The organism is Prauserella alba (genome assembly GCF_024171735.1).
Classification (GTDB): Bacteria; Actinomycetota; Actinomycetes; order Mycobacteriales; family Pseudonocardiaceae; genus Prauserella; species Prauserella alba.
In genome coordinates, this window is the sequence record NZ_JAMTCH010000006.1 from 82,367 (window position 1) to 98,608 (window position 16,242).

13 protein-coding genes are annotated in these 16,242 nt (G+C 69.9%); 6 read left to right on the top strand and 7 right to left on the bottom strand.

Features of this window, described 5'->3' with window-relative positions; all coding sequences use genetic code 11:
- Window positions 1-113: 113 nt before the first annotated feature.
- A complete protein-coding gene (locus tag LY12_RS20365; protein WP_253858998.1) occupies window positions 114-1,046 on the bottom strand; it encodes a LysR family transcriptional regulator in 933 nt (310 codons plus the stop codon).
- Between the two features lie 125 nt (window positions 1,047-1,171).
- On the opposite strand from LY12_RS20365, the gene LY12_RS20370 reads away from it, so the two are divergent.
- The 6 genes from LY12_RS20370 to LY12_RS20395 all read left to right on the top strand — a co-directional run bounded on the left by LY12_RS20370 (window position 1,172) and on the right by LY12_RS20395 (window position 9,741).
- Window positions 1,172-2,587 carry a M20 family metallopeptidase gene (locus tag LY12_RS20370; protein ID WP_253858999.1) on the top strand — a complete coding sequence of 472 codons (1,416 nt, stop codon included), beginning with the start codon at window positions 1,172-1,174 and terminating at the stop codon, window positions 2,585-2,587.
- Window positions 2,584-3,876, top strand: coding sequence for an MFS transporter (locus tag LY12_RS20375; RefSeq protein WP_253859000.1), 1,293 nt, complete (start codon window positions 2,584-2,586; stop codon window positions 3,874-3,876). The genes LY12_RS20370 and LY12_RS20375 overlap by 4 nt, the downstream gene beginning before the upstream one ends.
- 384 nt (window positions 3,877-4,260) lie before the next feature.
- Entirely contained in the window at window positions 4,261-5,187 is a 927-nt protein-coding gene (gene kdgD, locus LY12_RS20380) for a 5-dehydro-4-deoxyglucarate dehydratase (RefSeq protein WP_253859001.1), read from the top strand.
- Window positions 5,184-6,764, top strand: a complete 1,581-nt coding sequence (locus LY12_RS20385) for an aldehyde dehydrogenase (NADP(+)) (protein WP_253859002.1) — start codon at window positions 5,184-5,186, stop codon at window positions 6,762-6,764. Before kdgD ends, LY12_RS20385 begins: the two co-directional genes overlap by 4 nt.
- Before the next feature lie 82 nt (window positions 6,765-6,846).
- The gene (locus tag LY12_RS20390; protein WP_253859003.1) at window positions 6,847-8,193 is read left to right on the top strand and encodes an enolase C-terminal domain-like protein; all 1,347 of its coding nucleotides are present in this window, start codon (window positions 6,847-6,849) and stop codon (window positions 8,191-8,193) included.
- Window positions 8,194-8,277: 84 nt separating this feature from the next.
- On the top strand, window positions 8,278-9,741 hold the full coding sequence (locus tag LY12_RS20395) for a GntP family permease (protein WP_253859004.1): 1,464 nt from the start codon (window positions 8,278-8,280) through the stop codon (window positions 9,739-9,741).
- A 76-nt stretch (window positions 9,742-9,817) separates the two neighbouring features.
- Here the strand turns inward: LY12_RS20395 and LY12_RS20400 are convergent, their stop codons facing one another.
- The 6 genes from LY12_RS20400 to LY12_RS20425 all read right to left on the bottom strand — a co-directional run bounded on the left by LY12_RS20400 (window position 9,818) and on the right by LY12_RS20425 (window position 15,959).
- Entirely contained in the window at window positions 9,818-10,894 is a 1,077-nt protein-coding gene (locus LY12_RS20400; protein ID WP_253859005.1) for a mandelate racemase/muconate lactonizing enzyme family protein, read from the bottom strand.
- Window positions 10,891-11,769 (bottom strand): NAD-dependent epimerase/dehydratase family protein, encoded by an 879-nt coding sequence (locus LY12_RS20405; RefSeq protein WP_253859006.1) that lies wholly within the window; start codon window positions 11,767-11,769, stop codon window positions 10,891-10,893. The genes LY12_RS20400 and LY12_RS20405 overlap by 4 nt, the downstream gene beginning before the upstream one ends.
- Before the next feature lie 94 nt (window positions 11,770-11,863).
- Complete coding sequence (locus LY12_RS20410; RefSeq protein ID WP_253859007.1) at window positions 11,864-12,850, bottom strand: TRAP transporter substrate-binding protein; 987 nt, start codon at window positions 12,848-12,850, stop codon at window positions 11,864-11,866.
- 57 nt (window positions 12,851-12,907) lie between these two features.
- Window positions 12,908-14,203: a TRAP transporter large permease gene (locus LY12_RS20415; RefSeq protein ID WP_253859008.1), complete on the bottom strand. Its 1,296-nt coding sequence runs from the start codon at window positions 14,201-14,203 to the stop codon at window positions 12,908-12,910.
- Window positions 14,200-14,745: a TRAP transporter small permease gene (locus LY12_RS20420; RefSeq protein WP_253859009.1), complete on the bottom strand. Its 546-nt coding sequence runs from the start codon at window positions 14,743-14,745 to the stop codon at window positions 14,200-14,202. Before LY12_RS20420 ends, LY12_RS20415 begins: the two co-directional genes overlap by 4 nt.
- A 209-nt stretch (window positions 14,746-14,954) precedes the next feature.
- Window positions 14,955-15,959, bottom strand: coding sequence for a LacI family DNA-binding transcriptional regulator (locus LY12_RS20425; RefSeq protein ID WP_253859010.1), 1,005 nt, complete (start codon window positions 15,957-15,959; stop codon window positions 14,955-14,957).
- Between the last annotated feature and the right edge of the window lie 283 nt (window positions 15,960-16,242).

The following is a 16,242-nucleotide window of genomic DNA, read 5'->3' on the forward strand; positions in this document are numbered from 1 at the left end:
GCTCAGCCGTGTCCGATGCGGCGTCCTCATCGGACCTTCGGCGCACCGTCACCGGGATCCGCACCCCGCCCTTGCCGCCGGGTGCCCGGCATCACCGCACGGGCCGGCGTGGATCACACCGCCGCGGCCACCTCGTCGTCGCCGGCGCGGCCCCGCAGCAGCGATACCAGCAGACCGGTGAACTGCATGGCCGGGGCGGGCAAACGCCTTCCCGGCATCGTCTGGACCTGTGCTTCCCGTTGGCCGAACACGGGATGGTCGAGCCGGACGTAGGACACGCCGCCGGAGGCCCCCTCTCGGTCCAGGTCACCGAGATCACCGATCAGTGCGACGCCGCCACCGTCGCGCACGAACTCGTGCAGCGGCGCCAGTTCGTCGCAGACGAGGACCGGGGTGACGGTCAGCCCTTCCATTCCGGTCCCGAGGTCGAACAGTTCGCGTTGGCTGGTGCTGGGCGAGGCCAGCGCCAGTGGGTACTCGCACAGCTCGGCGAGCCCGATGTGCTCCCGACCGGCCAGCCGGTGCCCGGCGGGCACGATCGCGGCGACGTCGGTGACCTTGGCGCACTCCACCCGCACGTCGTGCTGCGGCCCCATCGCGTAGGTGACGGCGATGTCGGCGATTCCCTCGACGACGCGCCGTGTCGCCTCCTGCCGGCCGACGATGTCCAGCTCGAACGTCACGTCAGGGTGGTCGCGGCGGAACCGCGCCATCGCGCGCGGCACGAGCCGCCTGCCGAAGCCCTCCGAGCACGCCACGCTCACCGGTCGCACGTCGGGTCCCGACCCGGCACGGAGTTCGTCGACGAGAGCCGCGGATTCGGCCTCGTTGCGCCGTGTGTGCGCCAGTAGCCGTGCCCCGGCGTCGGTCAGCACCATTCCGCGTGGTTTGCGGTCGAACAGCGGGAGGCGCAGCTCGGCCTCCAGCTTGGCGACCTGCCTGCTGATCGCGGAGGGTGCGACCTGCAACGACTCCGCCGCCCTGGTGACCGAGCCCGTCCGTGCCACCTCCGCGAAGTAGGCCAGTCCCGTGGGCAGCAGCTGCATCACGACCGCCTTCCGTGAGTATTGCCGCTATTAGAACGATCGATGGCGAAAACGGCAATGGTGACCGGCGCGGCGATCCCCTAATCTGCTCGACCGAGCATCGTCGAGCAGCCCGGGGTGATGTCGTGCTTTCCGAGAACATTCGCCGAAACGCCGAACACTACGTCGACGCCGGCGGTTTCGGCGCGGAACTCGCCCGGCTCGTCGGCTACCCGACCGAAAGCACGACCACCGAGGGTCGCGTTGCGATCAAGGCATACCTCGACGAGGTCCTGACCCCGGCACTCACGGACCTCGGGTGCACCGTCACCGAACACGCCAACCCGGACCCGGCCGGCGGGCCGTTCCTGGTCGGCACCCGCGCCGAATCACCGGACCTGCCCACGGTGCTGTGCTACGGGCACGCGGACGTCGTCGAAGGACTCGGATCGCAGTGGAGCAACGGGCGCGCCCCGTGGCGCCTCACCGTCGAGGGCGACCGCTGGTACGGCCGGGGCACCGCCGACAACAAGGGCCAGCACCTGGTCAACCTCACCGCCCTCCGGTTGTTGCTCGCCGAGCGCGGTGAGCTCGGATTCAACCTGACGATGCTGTTCGAAACGGGCGAGGAGATCGGCTCACCCGGGCTCGCCGAGTTCGCGGCCACCCACCGTGAACTGCTCGCCGCCGACGTCCTCCTCGCCTCGGACGGGCCACGCCTCGACGCCGACACACCGACGCTGTTCCTCGGCTCCCGCGGCGGCCTCGGTATCGAACTCGACGTCGACCTGCGCAGCGACTCGTACCATTCCGGCAACTGGGGAGGACTCCTCCGCAACCCGGCCACGACGTTGGCAGGCGCGGTGTCGAGCCTCGTCGAGGGGCACGGCCGCATCCGTGTCCCCGGGCTGCGCCCTCCCGAGCTTCCGGAGGAGATCCGCGCGGCGCTGGCCGGCGTGCAGGTGGCCGCGAGCCCCGGTGACCCGGTGCCCGACGACGGCTGGGGTGAACCCGGGCTGACTCCCGCCGAGCGGCTGTACGGCTGGAACACCCTCGAAGTGCTGTCCCTCGGCGCCGCGGACGTCGACCACCCCGTCAACGCGATTCCCGCGCGGGCCAAAGCGGTGCTGCAGCTGCGCTACGTCGCGGGCACCGACGTCGACAGGGCGGCCGAGCTCATCACCGGCCACCTCGCCGAACACGGCTACTCGATGGTGGACGTACGCATCACCGGCCGGTTCGCCGCCAGCCGGACCGATGTCGGCGGTCCGTGGCCACGCTGGGCCACGGCGCTGCTGCGGGAGACCACCGGCGGGAACCTCGCCGTGCTGCCCAACATCGGCGGCTCGCTGCCCAACGCGGTGTTCACCGACGTGCTCGGCATGCCTGCGCTGTGGCTGCCGCACTCGTATCCCGGGTGCCTGCAGCACGCACCCGACGAGCACCTGCTCGTACCGATCGCCAGGGAGGGGATCGTCCTCGCGGCCGCCCTGTTCGACGCGATCGGCCATCCCCCGGCCGAGCACCCACTACCGGTCCGCGGACAGGAGGTCGTCCGATGACTGCGCAGGCCACGGCGACGGCGCGCACCCCGGTGTCGGCGCGGCGCGCGATCGCCGCGGCCACCATCGGCAACGCCCTCGAATGGTTCGACCTCGCCGTCTACGCCCTCATGGCGACCTACATCGGCAGCACGTTCTTCCCGGAGGGGGCGCCCGGGGCCCAGCTGGTGCAGGCCTACGCCGTGTTCGGCGTGACCTACCTGATCCGGCCGCTGGGCGGGCTCGTGCTCGGCGCCTACGCGGACCGGCACGGCAGGAAGAAGGCCCTCGTGCTGACGATCTGGCTGATGGTCGCCGGCACCTTCCTGATGGCGATCATGCCCGGCTACGACACGCTCGGGATGGCCGCGCCGCTGGCCGTGGTCGTGGCCCGGTTGATCCAGGGGTTCGCCGCGGGCGGCGAGTTCGGCGCCGCGACCTCTTTCCTGGTCGAGCACAACGAACGGCGCAAGGGCTTCCTCGGCAGTTTCCAGTTCGCCAGTCAGGGACTGGCGACGCTGATGGCCGCCGGTTTCGCCACCGGCCTCACCGCGGTGCTGTCGGACGAGGCCATGACGAGCTGGGGCTGGCGGGTGCCGTTCGTGTTCGGCCTGCTGATCGGCCCGATCGGCTACTACATCCGCCGCCACGTCGACGAGTCCCCTGCCGTGCGGGACACCTCGAACGACGACGCGAGCGACGACGGACGCTCCCCCATGCTGACGGTGTTCCGCGACCACTGGGGCGGCCTGCTCATGGCGGGCGGCGCGCTGGTGGTGTCCACGGCGCTGAACTTCATCCTGCAATACCTGCCGACGTTCGGCATCGAGCAACTGGGACTCGACGACTCCCTGTCGTTCACCGCGCTGCTCATCACGGGCGTGATCCTGACGTTCCTCACGCCGTTCGTCGGACTGCTGGCCGACCGGTTCGGCCGCCTGCCGATCATGGTGCCCGCGGCGTTACTCATCGGCGGCGGCGTGGTGCCGCTGTTCGTCTGGGTCACCCACGTGCCGTCCTTCCTCACGCTGGCCGCGGCGATGACCATCCTCGGCGTGCTCAAGGCCTGCTATTTCGGAGCGCTGCCGTCGGTCATGTCCGATGTGTTCCCCGCTCGCGCCCGCGCCACGGGACTGTCGTTCAGCTACAACACGGCTGTGGGCGTGTTCGGCGGGTTCACGCCGACGATCGCAGCGGCACTGGTGGCGGGCACCGGCTCACAGATCTCGCCCGGCTACTACCTGCTGGCGGTGTCCTTCCTCAGTCTGGCCGCACTGGCGGCAGCGTTCCGCACCCGCGGGGTCCACTGACGCCAGCCGCTCCCACGGTTCCCGGCCCGCGAGCCACACGGTTCCGGCAGGGCCCCGGTACACCGCCACCCGGGCGCGGTGGTCCTGTTCGGACGTTTCGGCCGTAACGCGGTCACTCGGGTCGACGGCCGGTGCACCACGCTCGCCCGCAGCGGAGAAGGGTTCCGGGAAGACCGGCGGCACCGGAGCGAAATCCGAGTCACGCCTCGACGAGCGGCGCCGCGGCCGAAGCTGCCGTCCACGGCGACGAAGCGCGCCGGCTGCCGGGCCGCGCACATCGATGCATTTCCTGAATCAGAGGATGCGAAAACGGAGTTGGACGTGCATTGCTCCTCGACTCTAACGTCGCCGTCACGGGCCAGACCACCCTGGAGGAAGCACGCGATGTCCCAGTTCACGCCCCACGAAACAGCCCGGCAGCTGTCGAACGGGCTCCTGTCCTTCCCGGTGACACACTTCCGGGACGACTTGAGCTTCGACGAGCCCGCCTACCGCGAGAACATCGCCTGGCTGAGCGGGTTCGGCGCGACCGGACTCTTCGCCGCGGGCGGCACCGGCGAGTTCTTCTCGCTGACCCCGGACGAGGTGTCGGCGGTCGTGACCGCGGCCGCGGCCGAGGCGCCCGACAGCGTACCGGTGATCGCACCGGCCGGATACGGCACCGCCACGGCCGTCGAGCTGGCACGCTCCGCCGAGCGCGCCGGTGCCGACGGACTGCTCCTGCTGCCGCCGTACCTCACGGAGGCCTCGCAGGACGGGCTCGTCGAGCATGTCAAGGCCGTCTGTGCGGCCACGTCGCTCGGCGTGATCATCTACAGCAGGGCCAACGCGATCTACACCGACGAGACCGTCGCCCGGCTCGCCGACGCGTGCCCCAACCTCGTCGGCTTCAAGGACGGCGTCGGCGACATCGAGCGCATGACCCGCATCCACACGCGACTCGGCGACCGGCTGACCTACATCGGCGGCCTCCCCACGGCCGAGACGTTCGCCCTGCCGTACCTGGAGATGGGCGTGACGACCTATTCGTCGGCCATGTACAACTTCGTCCCCGAGTTCGCGCAGCGGTTCTTCGACGCCGTGCGCGCTCACGACCGCGCCACGGTCGATCACTATCTCGCCGAGTTCGTCCTGCCCTACTGCGACATCCGTAATCACAAGGCGGGTTACGCGGTGAGCATCGTGAAGGCGGGCATGAAGGCCATCGGCCGCCCTGCGGGACCGGTTCGTGCCCCGCTGACCGACCTTGACGACGACGAGCTGAAGCAGCTCGACGAGCTGATCTCCCGTATTCCCAAGGAGCACACATGAGCACGCCGACCGGCCAGATGATCATCGCGGGCGAACCGGTCACCGGTGGCGGCACCACGGTCCGCGCCGTCGACCCGGCCGGCGCCACGGAGCTGGAGCCTGCCTTCGCCCACGGCACCCACGACGACGTCGACCGCGCGTGCACCGCCGCGCGGGAGGCGTTCGGCGAGTACCGCGCGCTGCCGGCAGGCAGACGTGCGGAGCTGCTGGAACGGATCGCCGACAACATCGAGGCGATCGGTGAGGCCCTGATCGAACGGGCACACGCCGAGTCGGGCCTGGCCGTGGCCCGGTTGACCGGCGAGCGCGGTCGGACGACCGGGCAGCTGCGCATGTTCGCGACGCTGCTGCGCGACGGGAACCACGAGATCCCGCGTATCGACCCCGCGCAGCCGGACCGCACCCCGCCCCGCGCCGACATCCGCCAACGCGACGTTCCGCTCGGCCCCGTCGCCGTGTTCGGCGCCAGCAACTTCCCCCTCGCGTTCTCGGTGGCGGGCGGAGACACCGCGTCGGCGCTCGCGGCGGGCTGTCCCGTCGTCGTGAAGGGGCACGACGCCCACCCCGGCACCTCGGAACTCGTCGGGCGCGCGATCGCCGCGGCGGTCACCGAGACGGGCATGCCCGCGGGCACGTTCTCGTTACTCTTCGGCCACGGCCCCGACCTCGGCACGGCGCTGGTCACCGATCCGCGCATCCGTGCCGTGGGATTCACCGGGTCGCGGCGCGGCGGTCTCGCGCTGGTGGCCGCCGCACAGGCACGTCCGCGGCCGATCCCGGTGTACGCCGAGATGAGCAGTACGAACCCGGTGTTCCTGCTGCCCGGCGCACTCGCCGACCGGGCCGAGGAGATCGGCACCGCGTTCGTCGGTTCACTCACGCTCGGCGCGGGCCAGTTCTGCACCAATCCCGGTATCGTCATCGGGGTGGACGGTCCGGAGCTGCAGCGCTTCGTGGACGCGGCAACGGCGGCGATCTCCGCGTCGGAACCCGCCACGATGCTCACCCCCGGGATCGCCGACGCCTACGCCGAAGGCGTGACCACGATGTCCGGCCACGACGGCGTCGAGGTGCTCGCCCAGGGTTCCGAATCCGACCGGCCGGTCACCTGCCGGCCCGCGCTGCTGGCCACCGACGCCGAACGATTCGTCGCCGACGAGGCCCTGCAGCAGGAGGTGTTTGGTTCCTTCGGCATCGTCGTGCGCTGCCGCGACACGGCGCAGGTCCGCACGGTCGCGGAGGCTCTCGAAGGGCAGCTGACCGCGACCGTGCACACCGGAACCGGTGACGAGGACGAGGCCGCCGCCCTCCTGCCTGCGCTCGAACTCGTCGCGGGCAGGGTGCTGTTCAACGGCTGGCCGACGGGAGTCGAGGTAGGACACGCGATGGTGCACGGCGGACCTTATCCGTCCACATCGGATTCGCGGACGACATCGGTCGGAACCAGGGCCGTCGAGCGGTTCCTGCGCCCGGTGTCCTACCAGGACGTTCCGGCGGACCTCCTGCCCGGCCCGATCGCCGACGGCAACCCCGACGGCCTGCTGCGCCGTATCGACGGCGCCGTCGACCGGCACTAGCCACCCCGTCCGGGTGCCGGTTCCGAGAGTCCGGAACCGGCACCCGGACCCGCCACCACGGAAACAGTCGAAGAGGACAGTGATGACATCGGTGCAACACACGGTGGTGACCGGGATGCGCGTGGTCCCCGTCGCCGGACACGACTCCATGTTGCTCAACCTGAGCGGAGCGCACGCCCCGTTCTTCACCCGCAACCTGGTGATCCTCACCGATTCGGACGGCCGCACCGGCGTCGGTGAGGTCCCCGGTGGGGAACCGATCCGGACCACGCTGGAGGAATCCGCGGACCTGGTCGTCGGAGCCTCCGTCGCCCGGTTCCGCTCGGTGCTGCGTGACATGCACGGGCGCTTCGGCGGCCGGGACGCGGCGGGACGCGGCAACCAGACGTTCGACCTGCGTGTCACGGTGCACGCCGTGACCGCGATCGAATCGGCCATGCTGGACCTGCTCGGCCGGCAGCTCGACGTGCCCGTGGCCGAACTGCTCGGGGACGGGCAGCAGCGCGCCCAGGTGCCCGTGCTCGGCTACCTGTTCTTCGTCGGCGACCGCGGGAGGACCGATCTCGCCTACCGCGCGCCGTCCGACGACCCGGCGGGTACCGACGACTGGACCCGGCTACGGCACGAGGAGGCGCTGACCCCGGATGCCGTCGTGCGCCTGGCAGAGGCTGCACGCGAGCGCTACGGATTCCGCGACTTCAAGCTCAAGGGCGGCGTCCTGCCCGGCCACGAAGAGGCCGAGGCGGTGCAGGCACTCGCCGAACGGTTCCCCGAGGCCCGCGTCACGCTCGACCCCAACGGTGCCTGGCCGTTGGCCGAGGCGATCGGCCTCGGCCGCGAGCTGCGCGACGTCCTCGCCTACGCCGAGGACCCGTGCGGCGGGGAAGCGGGCTACTCCGGCCGCGAGACCATGGCCGAGTTCCGCCGCGCGACCGGGCTGCCGACCGCGACGAACATGATCGCCACCGACTGGCGCGAACTCGGCCACGCCGTGCGCTCCGGTGCCGTCGACATCCCGCTGGCCGATCCGCACTTCTGGACGATGAGCGGTTCGGTGCGCGTGGCCCAGTTCTGCCACGACTGGGGTCTGACGTGGGGCTCGCACTCCAACAACCACTTCGACGTCTCGCTGGCCATGTTCACCCATGTGGCCGCTGCGGCGCCCGGCGAGATCACCGCGATCGACACGCACTGGATCTGGCAGGACGGCCAGCGGCTCACCCACGACCCGCTGCCCATCACCGACGGACTGCTTCCCGTGCCCGACGGCCCCGGACTCGGCGTCGAGCTCGACCTCGAACAGGTCGAGGCGGCGCACGAGCTGTATCTGCGCGAAGGACTCGGCGCACGCGACGACGCCACCGCGATGCGCTACCTCGTCCCCGACTGGACGTTCGACCCGAAACGTCCCGCCCTCGACCGCGGCTGACCCGGCGCCGCCACCCACTCCCCCGGTTCGTCCCCGTATCCCGGCACGCGCACCGCGTGCCCTCCTCAGGAGGCAACGAAGCCTGTGAACACCGCTATTCTGGCCGCCGAACAGCCGGACACGGCGTGGGCTCTGCCCTCGTGGGCCCTGCTGCTGCTCGTCGTCGGCGGCATCGCGCTGTTGCTGTTGCTCGTCATCAAGGTCAAGCTGCACGCGTTCGTCGCGTTGCTCGTGGTGAGCATCGTCGTCGGTATCGCCGCAGGTCTCGAACCGGCCGCGATCCCCGAGGTGCTGCAGTCCGGCATGGGCGACACCCTCGGTGAGATCGCGACCATCGTCGCACTCGGTGCCATGCTCGGCCGGGTGATGCAGGAGTCCGGCGCCGCCGGAGTGCTGTCGAACCGGCTGCTCGACGCGTTCGGCGAACGCAAGGCACCCCTCGCTGTCGGGCTGACCGCCCTGATCTTCGGAATTCCGGTGTTCTTCGACGTCGGATTCATCATCATGTTGCCGCTGATCTACGCGGTGGCGCAGCGCTCCGGCCGATCGGTCATCAGTATCGCGCTGCCCGCGGTCGGCGGACTCGCCATCATGCACGCGGTCCTCCCACCGCACCCCGGCCCGGTGGCGGCCGCGGGGCTGCTCGGCGGCAACCTCGGCTGGATCGCGATCATGGGCCTGATCTGCGGTCTGCCCGCATGGTTCTTCGGCGCCTACCTGTTCGGCACCCGGATCGGCGACCGGCTGAACGTGCCCGTTCCGTCGCAGCTGATCGGCGAGGCGCAGGAGAAGTCCGGCCAGGCCACGCAGGACGACACCCACGGCTCCGGCAAGACCGGCGGAGCCGGTGTCGGCACGGCCGTGCAGGCTCCGCCGTCGTTGAAGGTGACGGTCACGGTGATCCTGCTGCCGGTGCTGCTCATCATGCTCAACACCTTCGCCGGAGTCGTGTTCCCGGAGGGCGCGGTCCGCAGCACCCTGGAGTTCATCGGCGCCCCGGTCGTCGCACTGACCGTGGCCGCACTCCTGTCGTTCTGGGTGCTCGGCCTGCGCGGCGGTTTCAGCATGGAACGCATCGAGAAGGCCGCATCGGCCTCGCTCGGCCCGGTGGCTCTCGTCCTGTTGGTCACCGGCGCGGGCGGCATCTTCGGCGCCGTACTGGAGGCCACGGGCGCGGGGCAGGCTCTCGCCGGCGCCTTGTCGGGCACCGCGCTGCCCGCCGTCGTGCTCGCGTTCCTCATCGCCACGGCGCTGCGCGTCGCGCTCGGCTCGAAGACCGTCGCGATCGTCACGACCGCGCCGATCGTCGCACCGCTCATCCAGGAGTCCGGCATGTCGCAACCGGAGATCGCGCTCGTCGTGATCGCGATCGCGGCGGGCGGCACCGTGCTCTCGCACGTCAACGACTCCGGGTTCTGGCTGTTCAACCGCTACATGGACATCGACATCCGGACCACGCTGAAGAGCTGGACCCTGATGGAGACGTTCATGGGCGGCATCGCGTTCGCCATCGCAGCCGTGCTCAGCGGCGTGCTGTCGCTCACCTGAGCGGCGCTCACCCCGCCACACCGGATCACGCGGCCGGTCTCCCTTCCCGGAGACCGGCCGCGCCCGCATCGGCACGTCAGTCCACATCGAACACCAGTCCGTGACCGGGGCCGGTGTCGGCACGGGCGCCCACCGCGTCGACGGTCACGCCCGACGGCTCGGCCAGCCCGCCCAGTTCCTGCAGCGACGCCCGGTCGATCGCTTCCACCATGGACACCGCCGGTACGCACAGCGCCAGCTGAGCCGACATCTCGGGCAGCAGGTGCGGTGCCACCGGCACGTCGTAGGCGGCCGCCAGGTCGGCGATCCGCAGGAACGGCGTGATGCCGCCGACGCGGACCACGTTCGGCTGAGCGATGTCGCATACGCCCGCCGCGAGCATGTCGCGGAACTGCCGCACGGTTCGCAGGTTCTCCCCGACGGCGAACGGCACCCGCGTCGTCGCACGCAATCGCACGTGTCCCGCGAGGTCGTCGGCGGGAAGCGGCTCCTCGATCCAGTACGGATCGAACCGTTCCAGCGCATTGATGGCCCGCGACGCCGTGGGCACGTCCCATCGCTGATTGGCGTCGACCATGAGCGCGGCGTGCGGGCCGATCAGCTCGCGCACCGCCGCTACGCGCTCCAGGTCACGGTCCAGCTCGGCGGAACCGACCTTGATCTTCACCGCGGTGTGACCCGCCTCGACCCACCTGCTCACCTGCACCCGCAACTCGTCGAGGTCGTAGTCGAGGTTCACGCCACTGGCGTAGGCGGGCACCCTGTCGCGGCGCCTGCCGAGCAGGTCCACCAGGCTCGTCCCCGTCGCGCGGGCACGCAGATCCCACAGTCCGATGTCGACGGCCGCCTGCGCCATCGCCGCGACACCGCCCGGGCCGGCCTCGTGCAGGTGCGCGTACAACGCCTCCCAGACGACCGCCGGATGCGTCCCGGCGCCGTGCAGGAAGTCCGCGCACTCGTCCTCGAGCAGCGCGCGCACCGCGCCGGCACCGACCCTCGGGGTCCAGCTGAAACCTGTGCCCTCGGCGCCGGTGTCGTCGCGGAGCCGGGCCACGACGACGTCGTGGAAACTCACCCCGCCGTCCCACGTCCCCGGCAACGGCAACCGGGTGCTCGCGCACCTCAGCTCGGCGATCCCCACGGCGCCGCTCACACCAGCTCCGTACGCCAGTCGTACGCCGGCTCCCAGCCGAGAAGCCTGCGCGCCCTACTCGTGTCGAACGCCGATGCGGTGCCGGCCAGCTGCCCGGCAACCTCCTCCGGCACCGACATGTGTTCCGGAAGGAGCTCACTCAGCGGCTTCTCGGCGAGCGCATCGGCCGCCGCCACGAAGAACGTCTCACCGTTCGGCACGTGCTCCGCCTTCGCCAGCAGCAACCGGACGAACTCCGCGGCGTCGCGGGCGTCGACGTAGTTGAACAGCGACACGGCCGCCTCGCTCCGGTTCTCGAGCCGCCCGCGTACCGTGCCGCCACCCTGTGTCGGTGCGCCGCGCCATTCCTCGGGGGACACCACGAAGCAGGGACGGAAGATGTGGAACCGGCCCTCACCGCGGCGTGCGAACGCCCGCACGACGTCCTCGGTGGCCACCTTCGACATCGTGTAGGCGTTCCAGGGCGCCACGGGGTGGTTCTCGTCCAACGGCAGATAGGAGGGCTGCCACCCGGCCGGGTTGCCGTAGCCCATCACCGTCGGGCTGCTCGCCACCAGCACGTGACCGACACCGAGGTCGGCCGCCGACTGGCAGACGTTGTAGGCCAACGCCGTGTTCGTGGTGAACGTACGGACCTCGCTGCGCATCCCGGGTGCCGGGATCGCAGCCAGATGCACGATCGCGTCCGGGCGGAAGCGCGCCAGCGTGGAGTAACACTCACCGGCGTCGGTGAGATCGGCCGGGAAGGTCACGACGTCGTCGTCGCGCCGCTCCGGCACCGTATCCACCGAGACGACCTCGTCGCCCGCCGCGGCGAGCGCGTCGACCACATTGCGACCCAGTCGTCCCGACCCTCCGGTCACGAGGACCCGCATTCCTTCTCCTCACACGTGGCTGCCTCGCCGTGCGGGCAGCATGTGCCCGCACGGCGGGGAACATCGATTCTCCGTAGCGGAACGGCAGGCCCGGCTACTGCTGCTTCTTCGCCGCCTCGACGGCGTCCATGAACTCGCCGTACTGACCGGCGTAGCGCTCCTTCAGCCCGGCCACCGCGTCCTCGAACGGCTTCTTGTCGTCGAGCTCGGTGATCGTCACGCCGGCGTCCTCGAGGGTCTTGCGGCTCTCGGCGACCTCTTCCTGCCAGAGCTCACGCTGCACCTCGGTGGATTCCTTCGCCACCTCGCGGACGAGCTGCTGGTCCTGTTCGGACAACTGGTCCATTGCGGACTGCGAGATCATCAGCACCTCGGGCACCCGCTGGTGCTCGTTCAGCGTCAGATTGTCAGCGACCTCGTAGTGCCGGGTGGAGACGTAGCTGGGCAGGTTGTTCTCCGCGCCGTCGATGACACCGGTCTCGATACCGCTGTAGACCTCCCCGAAGTCCATCGTCGTCGCCGATCCGCCGAACTCTTCGACCACCTCGGCCGTGATCGAACCCGGCTGTACCCGGATGTTGCGGCCCGCCAGGTCATCCGGCTTCTCGATGGGCTTGCCGTTGGTGTAGAGCGACCGGGCGCCCGAGTCGTAGTAGGCGAGGCCCACCGCACCCATCTCCGACAGCTCGTCGAGCTTGGCCTGGCCACCCTCGCCCTGAAGGAAGTTCCAGAAGTGTTCCTCGCCCTCGAAGGCGTACGGGATGCCGTAGGCCTTCCACGACGGCACGAACTCGCCCACCAGGTTGGCGTTGGTGCGGTTGAGCTCGACCGAGCCCAGCTGCATCTGCTCCAGAACGTCCCGCTCCTCGCCGAGCTGGGCGTCCGGGTACACCTCGACGGTGATCCGGCCGTCGGAACGCTTGCTCAGTTCCTCGGCGAACCACTTGTCCGCCTGCGTGGTCGGATAGTCGCCCGGGTGTGTCTCCGCGAGTCGCCACGACACCGATTCCTGGGCACCGCCTCCGCCACCGCATGCGGCGAGACCGAGTCCGAGCGTGGCCGCGAGAGCGACCGTGGTCATTCGACGAAGCGCTGCGCTGCGCATATGTCTCCTTTCACGGGGAACGGGGAGTCGCCGTCAGAAACCGAGCACACGTGGCAGGGTCAACGACAGCGACGGAACGAAGGTCACCAACAACAGGCAGGCGACCATCGGCAGGTAGAACGGGAGCACTCCGCGCGCGGCCTGCTCGATGCGGATGCCGCCGATCGCGGATCCGACGAACAGCACACTGCCCACGGGCGGGGTGATCAGGCCGATGCCGAGGTTCAGCAACAGCATCACGCCGAACTGCATCGGATCCATGCCCAGCGACGTGACGACCGGGAGCAGGATCGGCGTCGTGATCAGGATCAGCGGTGCCATGTCCATGATCGAGCCCAATGCCAGCAACAGGACGTTGCACAGCAACAGGATCACGACCGGGTTGTCGGACAACCCGAGCAGTCCCTGGGTGAGCGCCTCCGGCAGTTGCAGCACGGTGAGCAGATGCCCGTATGCGCCTGCCGCCGCGATCAGGAACAGCACCGTGCCGAGAGTCTTGACCGAACGGCGCAGCATGCCGGTGAAGGCCCGCAGCGGCACCTCCCGGTACACGCCGAACGTGATGAGCACGGCCCACACGCAGGCGATCGCTGCCGACTCCGTCGCGGTGAACACGCCGGTGAGGATGCCGCCGATCACGATCACGGGGGTCAGCAGACCCAACAGCCCCTGCCAGACGATCCGCGGTACGTCCCGGGCCGGAATCGGCTCGCCCTTGGGGTGCCCCTGTTTCCTGGCCATCACGTAGCAGGCCACGAGCAGCAGCGCCGCGATCAGCAGGCCGGGCACCACACCGGCCATGAACACGCCGCCGATCGAGACGCTTCCTCCCGCAGCGAGCGCGAAGATGATCATGTTGTGGCTCGGCGGGATCAGCACACCCTGAGTTGCGCTCGAGACGGTGACGCCGACCGAGTAGGTGGCGGGATAGCCCTGCTCGCGCATCATCGGCAGCATCACCGAGCCCACCGAGGAGGTGTCGGCCACGGCGGAGCCGGAGATCCCGCCGAAGAAGGTGCTGGCCACCACGTTGAGCATCGCCAGGCCGCCGCGCAGCCAGCCGACGACGACGTTGGCCAGGTCGATCAGCCTGCGCGCGACGCCACCACCGGCCATCACCTCGCCCGCGAGGATGAAGAACGGAATGGCCAGCAACGGGAACGAATTCAGTGCCTGGACCATCTTCTGCCCGACGAGCGGCAGTGGCACCGCGATCCACAGAGCGGCCGCGATCGACGCGACCGCGAGGGACAGCGCGACCGGCACGCGCAGCAGCATCAGCACGGCGAACCCGCCGAACAGCAACAGAACGGCGACGGGGTCGATCATCGGTCATCCCCTTCCCCGGACTTGGCGGTACCGGCCGTGTCCGCATCGGACACCGGATCCGGCGGATCGAGCGGGATCAGCCCGAACAGTTGCAGCAGGCTGTAGACGGCGATCAGCACACCGGCCACCGGCATCGCCGCGTACTGCACCGAGGTGGGAAGACCGGTGGCCGGCAACGTCGAATGCATCATCAACTGCGTGAACTCGCCGCCCTGGACGACGAGGTAACCGCCGAACGCTGCCATCAGGGCAGGTGCGACCCGGATCGCGACGGCCCGCAACATCCCGGGCAGGCGATCGACGACGAACCCGACCGCGATGTGGCTGTGCTCCCGGATGCCCTTGGCGATACCGAGGAAGGCCAGCCAGCACAGCAACAGCAGCGCGACCTCGGAGGCCCACCCCGGGGTGAATCCGAGGAGGAACCGCGCGAATACCTGCCAGCTGACCACCAGCACCATGGCCACCAGGCCGAGGAGGGTCAGCGCATCGGTCGTCCGGTCGACGACGGCGAGCCCCAGGCGTAGCGCCCTGGCCGGCATCGGCGGCCTCGATGGGGACTGTGACATGGGACGAGAAACTCCGATCGGCTTTGATCGAGCACACACGAAACACCGTGCGAGAAACCGGTTTCTCACCCTAGCCGCGGACGCGATGCTGTCAAGACCGAATGTCGGAATCGCCGTCGCCGGGCCGACCCCGCGCCGCCCGCGGACGGTCAGCGGACGGTCAGCGGACGGTCAGCGGACGGTCAGCGCGGAACTCTGGCCGTGCTCTGCCGGACTTCCAGCCGCGGGGTGAAACACACGTCGGCGGGCGGTTCCTCGCCGCGCAACACGGCCGAAAGGCGCTGCCAGGCCTCCTCGCCGAGCGCTTCCTGCGGCACGGCGACGGTGGTCAGCATGGGCGATGCGTAGCGAGCGAACGCGATGTCGTCGAATCCCACCACGCTGACCTCGTCCGGCACCGACACCCCGATGGCGTGGAACTTTCCGAGCGCACCGAGCGCCACGAGGTCGTTGTAGCCGATGATCGCGGTCGCTCCGGTGCCGAGCGCGCGGTCGGCCGCCTCGTAACCGTCCTCGTGCATCGAGCCGCACTCGAGGACCGTCAGCTCGAAACGGCCCTCGGCCGACGCGTGCAGCGTGTCGAGCCGCTCCTGGTTCGACACACTGGCCATCGGACCGGACAGGTACGCGACGTGCCGGTGCCCGAGGCCGGCGAGGTGAGCCACGAGGGCACGGATACCCGCCGCGTAGTCCACCGCGACCATGGGCGCGAGCAGCCCCTCGACATGACGGTTGACCAGCACGAACGGTTCGAGTTTCCCCGCCAGCTCCAGCAGCTCCTGATCGTGGGAACGCGGTGAGCAGAGCACGAGCCCGTCGGTGCGCAACCGCGTCTCCTGCGCCAGGAACGGCTCCTCGAGCGGCATCTCGTGGCTGTCGGTGACGAGCACGCGGTAGCCCTCGACCCCGGCCGCCCTGCTGATCCCCCGCAACACCGACTGGAACATCGGGTTGCCGAGATCCGGCACCAGGATGGAAACCAGCTCGGTCCTGCCCCTCGCCAGCCCTTGAGCGACGACGCTCGGGTGGTAGCCGAGAGAGGCCGCCGCCTGCTGCACCCGGCGGGCGAGTTCCACGTCGACCGTGCTCCGGCGGTTCATCACCCGCGACACGGTCGCGGGAGACACCTGCGCAGCCCGCGCGACGTCTCTGATGGTGACCGACGGCGCGCGCTCGCCCGGTTCCATGGGGCCGCCCTTTCCTCCTCGGGGTTCACATCCCTGCCGCCACTCGGCCACACCGAAGAAAGCGGTTTCGCCGACATCGGTCGACACGATCGATCTTATCGCACGTCAGAGGGTCGACGTCGGCGCGACCCGTGTTTCCGATGGGCGAAACCGGGCCGGCGTCGACCGGGGCGCACCAGCGACATCGGCCCCGTGCCAGCCCGGCTTCGGGGTGCCCCGCCTTCCGCGATACCCCGAAGCCGAGGGCCTGACACGCCGCCGACCCTCGTAACCTTCGTCCGAA